The 3765-nt window shown below is 65.5% G+C and carries 4 protein-coding genes; all 4 read left to right on the forward strand.

The genetic code is table 11. From position 1 onward, the window contains the following. Positions 1-884: AurF N-oxygenase family protein (locus WAN71_RS14285; protein ID WP_422225962.1), on the forward strand; the 884-nt coding region annotated here is incomplete at its 5' end. After that, positions 881-2017, forward strand: coding sequence for a DUF4873 domain-containing protein (locus tag WAN71_RS14290; RefSeq protein ID WP_422225963.1), 1137 nt, complete (start codon positions 881-883; stop codon positions 2015-2017). The genes WAN71_RS14285 and WAN71_RS14290, both read left to right, overlap by 4 nt. A 165-nt stretch (positions 2018-2182) precedes the next feature. Continuing rightward, positions 2183-2881, forward strand: a complete 699-nt coding sequence (locus WAN71_RS14295; protein ID WP_422225964.1) for an ATP-binding protein — start codon at positions 2183-2185, stop codon at positions 2879-2881. 217 nt (positions 2882-3098) lie between these two features. After that, positions 3099-3765 (forward strand): LLM class flavin-dependent oxidoreductase (locus WAN71_RS14300; protein WP_422225965.1); only part of this gene is annotated, 667 nt, incomplete at its 3' end.

Raw genomic sequence — 3765 nt, forward strand, 5'->3', positions numbered from 1 at the left:
CGAACGGACCTGGTCGCCGAGAGTTCTCGGAACGCTTGCTCAAGGGGTCGGTCAAGAAGTCCTATGCGCCGGTCGTCGACATCGACTGGGACGCGCCGCTGGACCCGGACAAGTTCTACCTGCCACCGCGAACGGTGTCGCTGTACGGCACGCCGATCTGGGACGAGATGACCCGCGCTCAGCGCATTGAGCTGTCCCGGCAGGAACTGGTGAACACCCTCTCGGCGGGTATCTGGTTCGAGAACATCCTGAACCAGGCGCTGTTGCGCAAGCTCATGCATACGGACCCCACCAGCCGTGCGTCCCATTACGCGCTGACCGAATTGGGCGATGAAACCCGGCACATGGTGATGTTCGGCAAGGCCATCGAGCGGGTCGGCGCCAAGCCGGTTCGCCCGCGGCTCTACCACCGGATCATCATCAACACCCTGCCGTTCTTCTTCCGCGGGTCGGTGCTCTGGGTTGCCGCGCTGATCGGCGAGGAGATCTTCGACTCGCTGCAGCGCCAAATGATGGACGACCCCGAGCTGCAGCCAATCATCCAGCGGCTGATGCGAATTCACGTCACCGAAGAGGCCCGCCACATCCAGTTCGCGCGCGACGGCCTGCGCAAGCGGGCACCCCAGATGCGCCGGCCGGAGCGCTGGTTCGTCGGCAACGTCAACGGTCTGGGCGGGTGGTTCTTCCGTTACCTGTTCTCCAACCCGATCCCCTATCGGCGAGCGGGCCTGGACGGCCGGCGGGCGCGTAGCGCAGCACGCAACAGCGCGCATCGCCACGAAGTCCAGATAGCGGGCTTCGCACCGCTGGCCGAATTCCTGACCGAGGTCGGTCTGATGGGCCCGATCGCGCGCCGCAGCTGGACGCGCACCAAGTTCCTGTGACCCACGACGTCGTCGTTGTCGGCGGCGATCTGGCCGGCTTCCCGACGCTGGACGGCGACGTGATCAGCGCGGTGTTCGACGACGACACCGACACCTGGACACTGACCAGCGCCGACGGCCAGATCTGCCGCAGCCGGACAGTGGTCACCTGCGAGTCACCACTGGCCCCCTGGACTCCGGATCTGTTTGGCCGCAGGGAGTTTCGCGGCGCCTCGTTTCATGCCGCGACACCCGATGCCGATTTCGACCCGGCCGCCCAACGCGTCGCGGTGATCGGCGCGGACGCCGCCGCCGGGCAGTTGATCGGCCGGCTGGCCAGATCGGGGGCCGCAGTCAAGGTTTTCCCGCTTCCGCCGCGCCGGGTCATCCGGCCGGCCCGGCGCGCCAGGCACTACTTGCGTCGCCAGGCCGAGCTGGTGGCATCGCCCATCGTCGAGGTGACAGCCGCGGGCATCCGAACCGCCGACGGTGTCCACCACAACGCCGACACCATCGTCTACGGCACCGGGTTCGCCGTCCGGGCAGGGCTCCCACATGACGCGCTGGTGGGTGCCCGCGGCGTGACCATCCAGCGTGCCTGGACCGACGGCATGGAGCCTTACCTGGGGGTGGCACTGCACGGCTTCCCGAATTACTTCGTGGTCGACGGGCCGGAGTTCGAGGCGGCGATGCGCCACGTGATCGAATGCCTACGACTCATGAAAGGGCACACTCGCATCGAGGTGCGTCGCAGTAGTCAACAGGTGTTCAACGAGCGCGTGCACCTGGGCAGCTCGTCGCGTCGCCTGGTGGCATCGGCGTTCGACTTGGCGTGGTCCGTCGGCGTGCACGATGACATCTATGACGGCCCAGCGACCGTGACGGTGGCCGACATCTGCCGAGAGGCGCGTGTCCGGATAGCCGGACATATCGACCCAATTGATGGCCGGTATCACTGGCAAGGAACACTTTTCGGCCAATTTCCGGCAAACCTGCTGGCGCGCGTCCGGACGGTGACTCTGATGGTGGGCGACCGCAGCGTCTCGGCGCGCATCACCGAAGAAACTCAGCAGGGCACGTACTCGATCGCCGGGGTGGGTGCGCCGCCATTCGCGCTGGCGGACGCCGAAGTCGGCGCCGCGGCACAGGTTTGAGCCGCGACTGCGTTTTGCCGTCCGCCGGCATGGGTAAGCGACGAGCGATGCCAATTGACGACAACCCGCTCGCTTTGGTCAGCGTCGCTGCCAAGCGGGCGCAACGCGATGGCTAGGGCTACTGGCCATTTGACGGTTTCCGCTTCCCCGGTGGGAACCGCTTGCATGCTCACGGCCGATGGCGTCTTAGACAGCCAATCGTATCTGCAACTTCGAAACCGCATCATCGAGAAGGCGTTGGACGAACCGCGCGGGGTCCTTGTCGACGTCAACGCTCTTCACGTCCCAGCGTTTGGCGCGTGGAAGGTGTTCACCAGCGCACGCTGGCATGTCAGTATTTGGCCCGACGTTCCGATCATGCTGGTGTGTGGAGACGCCGGGCGTCGGAGGACCATCGAACACAGTGGTGTGACGCGCCACGTGCCGGTGCACGCCACTGCCGAAGCGGCGTTGGGGAGTCTCACCGATGCTCGACGTGCCCGATGCCGGGCTCGCATGGAACTACCAGCTTCACTTGCCAGCCTGCGCAAGGCTCGCGAACTGGTCGCCGAATGGCTGGCGGCCTGGTCCCAGGTCGAGCTAATTCCGGTAGCGACGGTAGTTGTCAACGTGTTCGTCGAGAACGTCTTGCAACACACCGCCTGCGCGCCCGTGCTCGTGCTGGAATCCGACGGCGCGGCGGTGACCATTTCGGTGCGGGACGACAGCTCGATACCGGCGGCCCGCCACGAGGATCCCCGCCGCGGCGGCGACCGGGTGTCCGGCCTGGCGATCATCGCGTCGGTTTGCCGCGCCTGGGGCAGCACACCGATGCCGTCCGGAAAGACGGTGTGGGCGGTTCTCGGCCCGGAAAACGAGCTTTGACACGCCAGGTGCAGTATCAGCAATCAGTCGGGGTGTTCGGCCTCGACGAGCTGGCGGGCCACCACTGCAAGTGGCCTATTTGAGTTCTGCGACAGCCGCTCAGCAGTTCGGCCTTTGGCTTGGCCGATGATCACCCTTGTCCGCCGACCCGCCGCGGTGCAGGCACTGCGCCCTAGTATTTGGTCGATACTTTCGGCTACCCGATGAAGGAGAAAGTGTGCGGTTCAGCTACGCGGAGGCGATGACCGACTTTAGCTACTACGTCCCCCTGGCAAAGGCAGCCGAGGCGGCTGGCTACGCCAGCATGACCATTGCGGACAGCGTGGCCTACCCGTTCGAGTCGGACTCCAAGTATCCGTATACGCCCGATGGCAACCGTGAATTCCTGGACGGCAAGGCATTCATCGAGACGTTTGTGCTGACCGCCGCCCTGGGCGTGGTGACGACGACGCTGCGGTTCAACTTCTTCGTTCTCAAGCTGCCGATCCGGCCGCCGGCGCTGGTGGCCAAGCAAGCTGGATCGCTGGCGGCGCTGATCGGCAATCGGTTAGGCCTCGGCGTCGGCACCAGCCCGTGGCCAGAGGACTACGAGCTGATGGGTGTCCCGTTTGCCAAGCGCGGCAAGCGAATTGACGAGTGCATCGAAATCATTCGCGGGCTGACCACCGGCGATTACTTCGAATTCCACGGCGAGTTCTACGACATACCCAAGACGAAAATGACTCCCGCTCCGACACAGCCGATTCCGATCCTGATCGGCGGCCACGCCGACGCCGCACTGCGGCGCGCGGCACGCGCCGACGGCTGGATGCACGGCGGTGGCGACCCCGACGAGCTCGACCGGCTCATCGGGCGGGTCAAGCGGCTTCGGGAAGAAGAAGGGA

The sequence above is a fragment of the Mycobacterium sp. genome, from assembly GCF_049280035.1.
GTDB lineage: Bacteria > Actinomycetota > Actinomycetes > Mycobacteriales > Mycobacteriaceae > Mycobacterium.